The organism is Streptomyces sp. AMJ-169 (assembly GCF_055597585.1).
In genome coordinates this window covers 286385-297903 of record NZ_JBVLTJ010000003.1, presented here as the reverse complement: position 1 = coordinate 297903, position 11519 = coordinate 286385, and the positions used below count along the sequence as shown (strand labels likewise).

Below are 11519 nucleotides of genomic sequence, written 5' to 3'. Positions count from 1 at the left end.
CCCTCGTGACCGGCGCGGCAAGCGGCATGGGCCGTGCCGTCGCCGACCGCTTCCTGGCCGAGGGCTGGACGGTCCTCGCCCTCGACCGCGACGCCACCGCCCTGGAGAAGGCGGCGGCCGAACTCGGCCCGGCCTACCGCCCGTTGCCGGTGGACATCACCGACCGGACGGCGGTCGCCGAGGCCCTGCGCCCCACACCGCGCCTGCGGACGGTCGTCAACGCGGCCGGCGTCTACCCGCCCACCCTCCTCGCCGACTACGACGAGCCGACGTACCGCCGGATCTTCGACGTCAACGTCCTCGGCACCCTCAACGTCACCGCCGAAGCCGTCCCCGCCCTGCGCGCCGCCGGAGGCGGAGCGGTCGTCAACTTCGCCTCCATCGACGCCTTCGCGGTCTCCCCGGGCCAGCTGATCTACAGCGCCTCCAAGGCGGCCGTGGTATGCCTGACCCGTTCCCTCGCCCAGGAGCTCGGCGCCGCCGGCATCACCGTCAACGCCGTCGCCCCCGGCTGGGTCGACACCCCCGGCACCCGCGCGGGCGGCCGGATGGAACAGGCGGTGAGCGCCGTCCCGCTGGGCCGGGCCGCGCGGCCCGAGGAGATCGCCGACTGGGTGTGGAAGCTGTGCCACGGCACTTATCTGACCGGGGAGACGCTGGTGGTCAGCGGGGGACTCACGGTCCGGTGAGGGGCGCTCGCGCGGAACCGGCCGCGCGGCCCGGCCTCTCGACCGGCCGCCCGGCCCGCCCGCTCAGGTCCCGGGCCGGAAGGCGAACCCTTTCAGCGAGACGGTGTAGTCCTCCGCCCGGTACTCCACGCAGTACCGTGTCGGATACCACCCCGCCCGCTTCCACGCCTGCGGCTGCCTGAACGGGAGGCAGCCGTTCGCGGCGGCGCCCGTGCGCAGGCCGTCCAGCCAGGACTTCGTGACCATCGCCTCGTAGAACGTGATCTCCCCGTCGTACGCGCCGTAGATCCACGTCCGGGTGAACCGGCCGCCGTTGAACTCGGGGGCCGCCGCGTCCAGGAGGTGGTTGCCCATGGCCGGCTCGACCGCGTCCATGTCCACGTGGCCCGGCGCCAGATAGCGGGACGGCACCGGGCGCTTCGCCCGCTTGTAGTCGTCGCAGTTCGTGAGGACCGGGCACGGTCCTGGGCGGATCGCGTCGCGTTCCGACTTCGGCTGGAGGTAGAAGTGGACGTCGAAATGCGGGACGTTGTAGACGCCCATCGGGATATGGCCATAAGGGTTCCAGTTCACCAGCGACCAGAGGAACGGGGTATTCGCGGCGGCCGGGAAACCGGAGGGCAGATCGAGGACGTGCTCATGGCCGACCGAGCATTCCGTGTGCAGGTCGATCGTTCCGTTCCCGTCCTTGTCGAAGCAGTGCTTCCCGTCGCTCGGCGCCGTCGGGAGGTTCCGCAGCGCGGACGCCGGGAACGTCACGCCCATGACCAGCGGACGGCCGCCCTCACGCTGCGTGTACGTGCGCAGCGTGCCGTCGCCGAGCGGGAGCGGGGGACCGTATTCGGTGCTGACCGCCGGGTCCGGCGCGAAACCGGAAGCGGTGGTGAGGGCCACCGCCAAGGCGGCCATGAGTGAAACGCGCATTCTCCGGACGGCCGGTGCCATGGAATTCCCCTTTCGCGGACTGCTCGGTCCTTTCCGGTATCGGGGGGACGGCGGGCCCGCCTGATCCGCCCGGAGAGTGACGGAATCGGGGCTCACACTTCTCGCGCCGGTCATGAGATACCGGAAACATCGGCATCGGGTGTTCGACGGAAGAGGTACTGATATGCGATCCGTGCTCGGCACCGCCCTCGACTGCGTCGTCGGAGCCCTCGCGAGGACACCCGGGCCCGACGGGATCGTCCTGCACCGCACCCCCGACTCCGGCCGCGCCCAACTCGCCGAAGAAGAGGGCTACTTGTGGTGCGGCTCGGTGCCCTCAGGGGTACGCCTCGAACTGCTCACCGACGCCGCCGCGCTGGAGCTGGAGGCGCGGTTCACCGAGCTGCTGCCGCTCGGCGCGGAGCCCGGCGGGGCCCGCCTCGACCTCGTCGTCGACGGGGAGCTGCGCGAGCCGGTCGTGGTGCGCGGGACGACCCGGGCGTACTTCGACCCCGCGACCATGACGGCGCAGCTCCGTCCCGCCCCGCCCGCGACGGTCCGCCTCGAACTGGGCGCGGCCGGCCCCGAGCGGCGGGTGGAGGTGTGGCTGCCCAACGCGCAGAGCTTCGCGCTGGTCGACGTACGCGTCCCCGACGGCGCCTCGGTGCGGCCCGCGCCCGCGAGCGGGCCGGTGTGGGCGCACTACGGGAGTTCCGTCAGCCAGTGCTCGGAGGCCGGCCGGCCCACCGCGACCTGGCCGGCGCTGGTCGCCCGCGCGGCCGGGCGCTCGCTGGTCAACCTCGCCCTCGGCGGACAGTGCCACCTCGACCCCTTCGCCGCCCGCGCGATCCGGGACCTCCCGGTGGACGTGATCAGCCTGGAGCTGGGCATCAACATCATCAACGGCGACAGCATGCGCGAGCGGACCTTCGTACCCGCCCTGCACGGCTTCCTCGACACCGTCCGCGAGGGGCATCCTTCGACGCCGATCCTCGTCTCCAGCCCGTTCGTCTGCCCGGCCGCCGAGACCCGGCCCGGGCCGACGCTGGTGGGGAGCGACGGGAAGGTCTACACGCCGGACCGGCCGGACGAACTCGCCGTCGGGGCGCTGACGTTGACGCGGATACGGGAGCTGCTGCGGGCCCATGTCGAGCTGCGGCGCAAGGACGGGGACGGGAATCTGCACCTCGTCGACGGGCTGACCCTGTTCGGGCCCGGCGACGTCGGGCACCTGCCCGACGGGCTGCACCCGGACACGGCCGGCTACGCGCTGATCGCGGAGCGGTTCCTGCCGGTCGCGTTCGGGGCGGAGGGGGTGCTGAGGTGAGGGCCGTGGACGGTGTGGACGACCGCCCCGCCGACGGTGTTAAGGTACGCCGCATGCAGCGCACCTCCACCCTCGCCATGATGCGAATGATGCCCCCTCCACCGGAGGCACTTCGCTAGCGAAGCCGTGCGCCCCACAGCGCAAGGACCCTCCGGACACCGGAGGGTCCTTTTTTGTTACCCGGATTCCGGTACCGCCGCCCCGAACTCCCCCTGAAAGCTGCTCACATGATCACGCGCCCCGTCGTCGTCCTCACCGACTGCGTCGACCCCAACGCCCAGGCCCGCCAGGCCGCCCGCACCGCCGCCCTCTTCGGCAGCGTCCCGACCGTCCTGCCGCTCGCCGGACCCGACCCGGAGGGCGCCGCCGCGCTCACCCTCCTCGACGTCCTGCGCGCCACCGACACGACCGGCGGTGACACGCACCCCGTCGTCGTCCTCGTCAACATCGCCCCCAGGGACGGGCATTGGCCCAACGGCGTGCCCTTCTGCTGGTTCCGGTACGGCGACCACCTCGTGATCAGCACGTGGAACCCGCGCGTCCTCGCCCCGCTCGCCCCCGCGCTCGGCGTCACGGAGGTCCATGTCACCGACGTCCGCGAGGTGCTGGAGGCGGCGGCGGGGGACTGGGCGAAGCTCGACCCCGGGCAGATCGAGGAGATCACCCGCACCCAGTTCCGCAGCCTCTGGTACGTCCCGCTGCTCGCCCGCTGGCTCGCGGAGGGGCATCCGGTGCCGGGGCGGGCCGAGCCCGTCACCGCCCCCGGGACGGTTGCGGCCCCCCGGATCGCGGTCGTCGACAACTTCGGCAACTGCAAACTCGACCGGCCCGTGGGGGAGTTGGGCGGCAGCGGGGGGTCGGTCACGGTCCTCGACCGGGCGGCGGGGCGGACCGTCGACGTGCCCGTGTACGAGCGGCTGCCCGAAGTCCCGTACGGCGAGGCCGGGTTGACCACCGGCAGCTCCGGGGTCGGATTCGCGGAGCTGGTGGTGCGGGGCGGGTCGGCGGCGGAGCGGTTCGGGCTGCGGCAGGGGGACGGTCTGGTGTAGGAGGGTGGCACTCCTGGGAAGCGGGCGCCGTCGGGAAGCCGGCCCCGGCAGAGGGAGGCCGACGCTCCTGGGAAGCGGGCTCCCCGGCAAGCCAACTCCCTGAGCGGGCGCCCCGGCAAGCCAACTTCCCGAGCGGGCGCCCCGGCAAGCCAACTTCCCGAGCGGGCGCCCCGGCGAAGCCAACTCCCCGAGCGGGCTTCCCGGCAAGCCAACTCCCCTATGAACAGCCGGAGTTCAGCACTGCGACAACGCCCCGTCCACCGCCACCACCGTCCCGTTCACATACCCCGCGAGCGGATCGGCCAGCCGTGCCACCCACCAGGCGATCTCCTCCGGCGTGCCGACCCGCCCGGCCGGGACACGGCCGGCCATCTGCTCCAGGAACTCCGCGTAGCTCTTCTCGTCCCAGCCGCTGCGCACGGCCATGCCCGTGTCGACGACCCCCGGCGCCACCCCCACCGCCCGGATGCCGCGCGGCGCCAGCTCCACCGCCCAGGTCCTGGTCAGCAGGTCGAGACCGGCCTTGGTCGCGCCGTAGACCGACAGGTTGGGGCAGGCCCGGGTGCCGAGGGTGCCGGCCGTACCGACGTTCACGATCGTGCCGGAACTCGCCGTCAGCGCGTCGAGCGCGCGGCGCGTCAGCAGCAGCGGGGCGCGCAGGTTGGTGGCGATCTGGGCGTCGATGTCCTTCACCGAGAGGGTGTCCAGGGTGCCGCTGACGCCGACGGCGGCGTTGTTCACCAGTACGTCGATCCGGCCGAAGTGCTCCAGCGCCGCCCCGACGACCGCGTCCGGCGCGCCGTCCGCCGTGATGTCCACGGAGAGTGTCCTGATCGCGGGGCTGCCCCCGGCGGCCTCCGCAAGGGTGCCGGGGCTGCGGCCGACGACGAGGACCCGCGCGCCCTCCTCGGCGAACCGGCGCGCGACGGCACGCCCGATACCGGTCCCGCCGCCGGTGACGACGACGGCTCTGTCTGCTGCGGGCTGCGCGTGGTGGTCGCTCATGGCGGCGGACCCTAGCGGCGCCGGCTCAAGGCGGACTCAAGCGCCGCTCAAGTCCCGGGCGGGTTCTCACCCCGGCGAGCGCAAGTCCCCTGGCCCGAGGGCCCGTTGGATCCGGGGACCAGCCTCAGTCGAGCCGGTTCGGATGAGCTGGACGCGACATGCCCGAAACCGGGCCGCGCGACGAGAAGTGGGTGGCAGATGACCGACGGCGAACGCCCTTTGGGCCCGGTGCGGATCACTCCCGAGGACCCCCGGTACCCGGACCTGACCAGAGGAGCCAACCACCGCTTCACCGGCACCCCGCAGCACATCCGCATCGTCGGCTCGGCCGACCAGACCGTAGAAGCGGTGCAGGACGCCGTCGACGCGAACCTGCGCCTGGCGATCCGCAGCGGCGGCCACTGCCTCGACGCGCTCGTCGACGGCCCCGCCACCGAGTTCCTGATCGACATGTCCGAGCTGAACCAGGTGTATCACGACCCCGCCATGGGCGCCTTCGCGGTCGAACCCGGCGCCCGGCTGGGCGACTTGTACCGCACCCTCTACAAAGGCTGGGGCGTCACCGTACCCGGCGGCGCGTTCCCCGGCGTCGCGGCCGGCGGGCACATCGCCGGCGGCGGATACGGCACGCTGACCCGCCGGCACGGCTGCGTCGTCGACTACCTCCACGCCGTCGAGGCGGTCGTGGTGGACGAGGCGGGCCGGGCCCGCCGGGTGGTGGCGAGCCGGGACGACGGCGGTGCGCTCGGCGATCTGTGGTGGGCGCACACCGGGGGCGGCGGCGGTACGTTCGGCGCCGTCACGAAGTACTGGCTGCGCGCCGCCGAACCCGCCGGCACCGCCCCCGCCGACCTCCTGCCGAAACCCCCGGCGGCCGTGCTGGACAGCCTGGTGATCTGGCCCTGGGCCGAGCTGACCCCCGAACGCTTCCGCAGGCTCCTGCGCAACCACGCCGGCTGGCACGAGCGCAACAGCGCCCCCGACTCCCCGTACACCGCCCTCTACAGCGTCCTCAACGTCATGAACCGGGCCCTCGGCAGCGTGCTGATGAGCACGACCATCGACGCTGGACTCCCCGGCGCCGAGGGGCTGTTGCGGGCGTACGTGGACGCGCTCGACGAAGGGGTCGGACTGAAACCCGAGCTGTCCGTACGCACCAGGCCCTGGCTGGAGTCGATGCTCAACTCCCCGCTCCCCGACACCGGTTCGCGCTGGAAGGGCAAGGCCGCCTATCTGCGCGCGGGCTACACCGACCGCCAACTGGACGCCCTGTACGCGGGGTTGAGCAGCGCCGAGTACGCGTACCCGGCCGCCGGCGTGCAGTTCATGTCGTACGGGGGCGCCGTCCGCACCGTCGCGCCCGGCGCCACCGCGACGGCCCAGCGGGACGCCGTCCTCAAGGCGTTGTACGTGACGACATGGCGGGACCCGGCCGAGGACGACCTGCATCTGGAGCGGATCCGGCGGCTGTACGCGGACGTCTACGCGGACAGCGGGGGAGTGCCCGCGCTGGACGGGTCGTACATCAACTACCCCGACACCGACCTCGCGGACCCGCGCTGGAACACCTCGGGGGTGCCCTGGTGCCGGCTCTACCACCAGGGCAACTACCCCCGGCTGGCGCGCGCGAAGGCGCACTGGGATCCCAAGGGGGTCTTCCGGCACGCGCTGTCGGTGGAGCCGGCCTAGCGCCGCTGAGGCGCCCGGGTCGGTGATCCGGGCGCCTCAGCCGTGTCCGTACGAGGTCAGCTCGCGCCGTTCAGGAAGTCGACCAGGGCCGGCAGGCTGTCCGTGGCGGCGGCGAGGCCGAGGTGGTTGTGGTAGTCGCGGGACTCCACGATCCGGCCGTCGCGCACCCGCATCACGACGATGTTCGCGAGCCGGGTCGCCCGGCCGGAGGAGATCTCGATCATGTCGAACTCCCACTCCACGACGATGACTTCGGGGTCGGCCGTCTCGTGCACGAAGACCTTGTGGGCCTTGACCTGGAAGGCCTGCGAGCCCTGGTAGCCGAAGTGGTTGCGCAGCTCCTCGCGGCCCTCCCAGCGGGTCGGGGGGAAGACACCGAAGACGTGCTCGAGGACGGCGTCGTCGGCGTAGTAGTCGGAGAGCCCGACCCGCGCCCCCTTCTGCCGCTCCTCCAGCAGCTCCAGGACCACTTCGCGCGGGCTCGGCACGGCCGGCCGCAGCGCGGTCGCGTTCTCCGCCGCCCACTGGGCGAACGTCCGCGCCGGCAGACCCGTCACGTCCCGCACCGCCGAGGTGAGCGGGGCGGGACCGGACACCGACTCGGACAGGCCGCGCAGAATGCCGTCGACCGCCTTGCCGAAGTGCTCGCGCATCGTGTCGGTGGCCTGCTCCTGCATACCCCGCGCGAGATAGTCCGCCCGCGCCGCCTCCGGCGAGATCTCCTCGAACCGGAACGGCTGCCCGGCGGCCTCCCCGAGGACGCGCACCTTGTCGTACTGGGTGAGCGACTCGGGGCCGGTCAGCACGTACACCTTGCCGACGTGATCGTCCGTCAGCAGCGCCCGTACGGCCACCGCCGCGATGTCCCGCTCATGGATCGGCGCCGTCGCCGCCTTGCCGTACGCGCCCCGGACTGCGCCGGTCGCGCGCAGCTGCTCGCCCCAGGTCCACAGGGCGTTGCTCGCGAACTCGCCGGGCCGCAGGATCGTCCACTCCAGGCCCGACTCCTTGACCAGGTCCTCGCTCGCCTTGTGCCAGCCCGCGAGCATACTGGGCTGCTCGGCGGCCTCGTCGCGCACGGACGACGACGACAGCATCACCACCCGGCGCACCCCCTGCTTGCGGGCGACCGCCAGGAACTCCGCCGTCGTCTCACCCACCGCCGACATGTTCAGGAACACCGTGTCCACGCCGGTCAGCGCGGCCGTCACCTGCTCGGGCCGCAGCAGGTCGGCGCCCAGCACCTCGGCGCCGGCCGGGAGTCGCAGCGCCCCCGGGTCGCGGGTCAGGGCCCGCAGCGAGGCTCCTGCGGCGAGCAGCTGTTCCACGAGCGGGCGGCCGACGTTTCCGGTCGCACCGGTCACCAGGATCATGATCGTCTCCTCGGGTCGCACAACGGGTCGGCCCAAGCTAGGGGCCGCCGCTCGGCCCGGACTCGACGGCGGCTGATCCGCCCTGGTCACAGCGGGTGCGCCCGGTCTCTTTCAGCCGTGCTCCAACGGCGTTCGAGCAGCCGCCGCGAGATTGATCCCGCTCATGGGGTCCCGCCCGCCGCACCGCAACCCCCACCCGCCAGGAGGCCCGGCATGACCACCGCCCAGATTCCCACCCACGACCAGGACATGTTCCTGGACGAGCAGCTGCTCGACCCCTACCCCGTCTACGCCCGGCTGCGCGCCGCGGGCCCCGCCGTCCGCCTCACCTCCCACAACGGGGCCTGGGCCGTGGCCGGTTACCAGCACGTCCGGCAGATCCTGCGCGACCACAAGTCGTTCACCTCCGCGCCCAACGCGGGCGTCGAGCCCTACCGGGAGGACATGTCGCAGACCGGCGCCTCCGGGGCCGACGGGCCCGAGCACGAGCGGATGCGCGACCTCGCGGCCGAACAGCTGTCCCCGCGCGCGCTGCGCGGCGTACGGGAGCGGATCGCGGCGCGCGCGGACGCGTACGTCGACGCGCTGCTCGGCAAGGGCAGCGTGGACCTCGTCGCCGACCTCGCCAAGCCCTTCCCGCTGGAGGTCGCCGGGGATCTCATCGGCCTGCCCCGGGAAGGCCGCGAGGAACTGCTCGCGATGACCACCGCGTCGTTCAACACCTTCGGACCCGCCAACGAGCGCACCAAACAAGGGATTCCGCTGCTCGCCGGGGCGTTCGAGAACCTGGGCGAACTGCTCCAGCGGGAGAACATCCTCCCCGACAGCTGGGGCGCCGCCTACTACGCGGCCCTGGACGCCGGGCGGATGGAGCTGGCGGAGGTCATGACGACGCTCGCCAGCTTCGTCTTCGGCAGCTTCGAGACCACCATCAACACCACCACCAGCGCCCTGTGGTTCCTGACCGCCCACCCCGAGATCTGGGCCGCCCTGCGCGAGGACCACACCCTCGCCGGACCCGTCGTCGAGGAGACGCTGCGCCTGGAGCCCGTCAACTGGTTCACGGGCCGCACGGTCACCCGCGACCTCGACTTCCACGGGGTGCCGTTCGCCGAGGGCGACCGGGTCCTCGTCCTGATCGCCTCCGCCAACCGCGACGAACGCCACTACCCGTACCCCGACGCCTTCGACCCCTACCGGCACCGCGCCAACGACCACCTGACCTTCAGCCACGGCATCCACGTCTGCCCCGGCGCCCGGTTCGCCCGCATCGAGATGACGGCGCTGCTGATCTCGCTCGCCCAGCGCGTCGAGCGGCTCGAACCGGCGGGGGAGCCGGTGCGCCTCCTGCACAACATGCTGCGCGGCTTCACCAGCCTCCCGACGGCCCTCGTACCCGCCCGGTAACCCCACCCCCACGAAAGAGGCACCATGCGCGTCGGCATGACCCTTCCCGCTATGTCCCCGTTCGCCGGCACCGAACAGCTCCTCGCCCTCTACGAACAGAGCGGCTTCGACTCCTACTGGGCCCCCGACCACCTCCTGGGCGTCTTCCACCCCAAGCTCTGGCCCGACATCGCGCTGTCCGCCCTGGGCGACGACCCGGACGCCTTCTACGACCCCTTCTGCTACGGCGCCCGCCTGTCGACGCTGACCGATCTGCCCTACGGCGTCTCCGTGACCGACGCGACCCGGCGCGGCGCCGCCGACCTCGCCCGCACCGCGCTCACCCTCAACGAACTGCTCCCCGGCGGCTTCATCCTCGGCATCGGCTCCGGCGAGGCGGAGAGCCTGCTGCCGTTCGGCTACCCCTTCGACAAGCCGGTGTCCGTCCTGGAGCACGTCCTCGGCGAACTGCGCCACCTCCTCGACACCGGCCGCATGCCCTCGGGCCCCGGCCGCACCGGCCTGCCGCTGACCCTGGAGGGCAAGGGCGGCCCGGCGGTCTGGGTCGCCGGACACGGCCCGCGCATGCTGCGGCTCACCGGGCGGTACGGGGACGGCTGGATCCCGGCGTGGTGGATGTCGCCGCAGGAGTACGGGGAGAAGCTGGCCGTCGTCGCGGGGCACGCCGAGGCCGCGGGCCGGCCCACTCCGGTCGCCTCGATGCTGCGGTTCACCCTCTTCGCCGAGAGCGTCGACCGGGCCGCCGAGATGTTCGAGGCGGCGCCGCTCGCGAAGCTGTTCGGGCTGTTCGCGACGGGGGCCATGTGGGAGGCGCAGGGCCTGACGCATCCGCTCAGCGGCACGTCCAAGGGGTTCGTGGACGTCGTCGTCCACGACCTCGACGCCGACGACCTGCGCGACCTCGCCCCGACCATCCCGTTCGAGATGGTCCAGAAGGTGCTGTGCGTCGGCAACGCCGAGGAACTGGCCCGGCAGTTCGAGGACTACGCCAAGGCCGGCATGGAACACATGGTGCTCGCCAACATCACCGGACTGCTGGGCGGGATGGACGAGATCATGGCCCGGGGGCGTGAACTGCCCACGCTGAAGGCCGTGTTGTCCGAGCTGTAGGCGGTGCCCGGCGGGAAAGGGCGCCCCGGCCGCGGTCGGGGCGCCCTTCCGCGTCAGCCCGTCACGTGCTCGATCACCGACGCCGCGTCCTTGTCGCCGTACCCGGCCTTCGCCGCCTCCTCGAACAGGGAGCGGGCCGCCTCCAGGACCCGGTAGGTGTCCGGGCGGGCCGTGGACAGGGCCAGGCGGAGGTCCTTCTCCATCAGGCGGGTGCGGAAGAAGGGCGGGTCGTAGCGGCGGGCGCGCATCAGGTCGGCGCGGAAGCGCAGCACCGGGGAGCTGAAGCCGCTCTGGGAGATCGCCGTGAGCAGCAGGTCGCGGTCAAGTCCCGCGTCCGCGCCCACCGACACCGCCTCCGCCAGGGCCGCCACCTGCGCGGCCAGGACCAGGTTGAAGGCGAGCTTCGCCGTCGTGGCGGCGCCCGGACCGCCCCAGTGCACCCGGGAGGAGCCCAGCGCGGCCAGCACGTCCGCGACCCGCTCGGCGTCCGCCGGGTCCCCGGCCGTGAACACCCGCAGATCGCCCGCCCTCGCCTGGAGCGGATTGCCGATGACGGCCGTCTCCACCCGGCGGACCCCGGCGGCGGCGCACCGCCCGTCCAGCTCCCGCGCGAAGTCCCGCCCCACCGCCGAGGTGTCCAGCAGCGTCGCCCCGCCCCGCATCGCCGCGAGCACCCCTTGCCGCCCGAGCACATCCTCGACGGCGTCCTCGTCACTGAGGCTGATCAGTACGACGTCCCGGCCCGCCGCCGTCTCGGCGGCCGTCGCGCCCTGGGCCGCGCCCGCCGCGACGACCTCGTCCGCCCGGCCCGGGGTCCGGTTGAACACCGTTGTGGGGAAGCCCGATTCGACCAGCCGGTGCGCCATGCCCCGGCCCATCGCGCCCAGTCCGATCACCCCGACACTGCCTCGCTCCGCCATCTCCGGCCGCCTTCCGTCGTCCGCGC

10 protein-coding genes are annotated in these 11519 nt (G+C 72.9%); 6 read left to right on the top strand and 4 right to left on the bottom strand.

The genetic code is table 11. The features are described 5' to 3' along the window. The first annotated feature begins 5 nt into the window (after positions 1-5). On the top strand, positions 6-689 hold the full coding sequence (locus ACYUD3_RS09620; RefSeq protein ID WP_470966719.1) for an SDR family NAD(P)-dependent oxidoreductase: 684 nt from the start codon (positions 6-8) through the stop codon (positions 687-689). A gap of 63 nt (positions 690-752) precedes the next feature. On the opposite strand, the gene ACYUD3_RS09615 is transcribed toward ACYUD3_RS09620, so the two are convergent. Further along, positions 753-1598 (bottom strand): hypothetical protein, encoded by an 846-nt coding sequence (locus tag ACYUD3_RS09615; protein ID WP_470966717.1) that lies wholly within the window; start codon positions 1596-1598, stop codon positions 753-755. A 199-nt stretch (positions 1599-1797) separates the two neighbouring features. Between ACYUD3_RS09615 and ACYUD3_RS09610 the strand changes: the two genes are divergently transcribed. Next, positions 1798-2940, top strand: a complete 1143-nt coding sequence (locus ACYUD3_RS09610) for an SGNH/GDSL hydrolase family protein (RefSeq protein ID WP_470966714.1) — start codon at positions 1798-1800, stop codon at positions 2938-2940. Positions 2941-3167: 227 nt separating this feature from the next. Then, a complete protein-coding gene (locus ACYUD3_RS09605; RefSeq protein WP_470966711.1) occupies positions 3168-3989 on the top strand; it encodes an SAM hydroxide adenosyltransferase in 822 nt (273 codons plus the stop codon). 234 nt (positions 3990-4223) lie between these two features. Here ACYUD3_RS09605 and ACYUD3_RS09600 read toward each other — a convergent pair whose 3' ends face one another. Then, on the bottom strand, positions 4224-4994 hold the full coding sequence (locus ACYUD3_RS09600) for an SDR family NAD(P)-dependent oxidoreductase (protein WP_470966709.1): 771 nt from the start codon (positions 4992-4994) through the stop codon (positions 4224-4226). Positions 4995-5192: 198 nt separating this feature from the next. Here ACYUD3_RS09600 and ACYUD3_RS09595 point away from each other — a divergent pair, with 198 nt between their 5' ends. Beyond that, positions 5193-6683: an FAD-binding oxidoreductase gene (locus ACYUD3_RS09595; RefSeq protein ID WP_470966706.1), complete on the top strand. Its 1491-nt coding sequence runs from the start codon at positions 5193-5195 to the stop codon at positions 6681-6683. Positions 6684-6739: 56 nt separating this feature from the next. Here the strand turns inward: ACYUD3_RS09595 and ACYUD3_RS09590 are convergent, their stop codons facing one another. Further along, complete coding sequence (locus tag ACYUD3_RS09590) at positions 6740-8056, bottom strand: NAD(P)H-binding protein (protein ID WP_470966704.1); 1317 nt, start codon at positions 8054-8056, stop codon at positions 6740-6742. A gap of 213 nt (positions 8057-8269) precedes the next feature. On the opposite strand from ACYUD3_RS09590, the gene ACYUD3_RS09585 reads away from it, so the two are divergent. Together ACYUD3_RS09585 and ACYUD3_RS09580 are read left to right on the top strand one after the other, a co-directional pair. Beyond that, positions 8270-9463 carry a cytochrome P450 gene (locus ACYUD3_RS09585; protein WP_470966701.1) on the top strand — a complete coding sequence of 398 codons (1194 nt, stop codon included), beginning with the start codon at positions 8270-8272 and terminating at the stop codon, positions 9461-9463. A 36-nt stretch (positions 9464-9499) separates the two neighbouring features. After that, positions 9500-10573 (top strand): LLM class flavin-dependent oxidoreductase, encoded by a 1074-nt coding sequence (locus ACYUD3_RS09580; protein ID WP_470966699.1) that lies wholly within the window; start codon positions 9500-9502, stop codon positions 10571-10573. A gap of 53 nt (positions 10574-10626) precedes the next feature. On the opposite strand, the gene ACYUD3_RS09575 is transcribed toward ACYUD3_RS09580, so the two are convergent. Further along, positions 10627-11493, bottom strand: a complete 867-nt coding sequence (locus ACYUD3_RS09575; protein ID WP_470966695.1) for an NAD(P)-dependent oxidoreductase — start codon at positions 11491-11493, stop codon at positions 10627-10629. Between the last annotated feature and the right edge of the window lie 26 nt (positions 11494-11519).

Coding starts and splice junctions, on each gene's coding strand:
- ACYUD3_RS09615 (WP_470966717.1), bottom strand. CDS start 1,598: ATGGCCGCCTTGGCGGTGGCCCTCACCACCGCTTCCGGTTTCGCGCCG.
- ACYUD3_RS09610 (WP_470966714.1), top strand. CDS start 1,798: ATGCGATCCGTGCTCGGCACCGCCCTCGACTGCGTCGTCGGAGCCCTC.
- ACYUD3_RS09605 (WP_470966711.1), top strand. CDS start 3,168: ATGATCACGCGCCCCGTCGTCGTCCTCACCGACTGCGTCGACCCCAAC.
- ACYUD3_RS09600 (WP_470966709.1), bottom strand. CDS start 4,994: ATGAGCGACCACCACGCGCAGCCCGCAGCAGACAGAGCCGTCGTCGTC.
- ACYUD3_RS09595 (WP_470966706.1), top strand. CDS start 5,193: ATGACCGACGGCGAACGCCCTTTGGGCCCGGTGCGGATCACTCCCGAG.
- ACYUD3_RS09590 (WP_470966704.1), bottom strand. CDS start 8,056: ATGATCCTGGTGACCGGTGCGACCGGAAACGTCGGCCGCCCGCTCGTG.
- ACYUD3_RS09585 (WP_470966701.1), top strand. CDS start 8,270: ATGACCACCGCCCAGATTCCCACCCACGACCAGGACATGTTCCTGGAC.
- ACYUD3_RS09580 (WP_470966699.1), top strand. CDS start 9,500: ATGACCCTTCCCGCTATGTCCCCGTTCGCCGGCACCGAACAGCTCCTC.
- ACYUD3_RS09575 (WP_470966695.1), bottom strand. CDS start 11,493: ATGGCGGAGCGAGGCAGTGTCGGGGTGATCGGACTGGGCGCGATGGGC.